At 61.8% G+C, this 610-nt stretch carries 1 protein-coding gene; it reads left to right on the forward strand.

The genetic code is table 11. The annotated features are described in order from the left end of the window. Window positions 1-63: 63 nt before the first annotated feature. On the forward strand, window positions 64-610 hold a 547-nt coding region (locus tag EN884_RS37890), incomplete at its 3' end, for an alpha/beta hydrolase (RefSeq protein WP_164895513.1).

Below are 610 nucleotides of genomic sequence, written 5' to 3' on the forward strand. Positions count from 1 at the left end.
GAAAATATTGCGTTTTGAAGCCGGCAAATTGAGCGAAAAGTCATATAATCAAGAGGATGGTCGATGATCGACGAGACCTCACAAGATGGTGCGTTGCGGCGTGATCTCGCCTTCCACTACCGGCTTTACGGCGCGGCGGATTCAACGGGCGACTGCTTCTTCCTGCTGCATGGGTCGGGTGTCGACGAGACGACATTGGTGCCGCTGGCGCGAGAGATCGCACCGCGTGCCACGCTCGTCGCGGTGCGTGGCCGCGTTGTCCAGGAGGATGGTTTCCGCTGGTTCGCGCGGATCACGCCGACGCGCTTCGAACAGGCGAGCATCCGCACCGAAACCGAGGCCTTTGCGGGCTTCGTCGCTGACGCGGCCACACGCCATCATCTCGACCTCTCGCGCACAATTTTCCTCGGCTATTCGAACGGCGCCAATCTGGTTTCGAGCCTGATGCTGCTGCATCCGGGCCTTGTCGAACGCGCCGCGCTGCTGCGACCGATGCCGGTGCTCGATGATGTGCCGGCGACGGAGCTGTCAAAGGTGCGGGTGCTGATGATCGCCGGCGCCATGCCGACTGAGCAATGTCACCAGAGCAGGGGCGAAAGGCGCATAGGTG

This window comes from Mesorhizobium sp. M7A.F.Ca.AU.001.01.1.1 (assembly GCF_004022735.1).
Classification (GTDB): Bacteria; Pseudomonadota; Alphaproteobacteria; order Rhizobiales; family Rhizobiaceae; genus Mesorhizobium; species Mesorhizobium ciceri.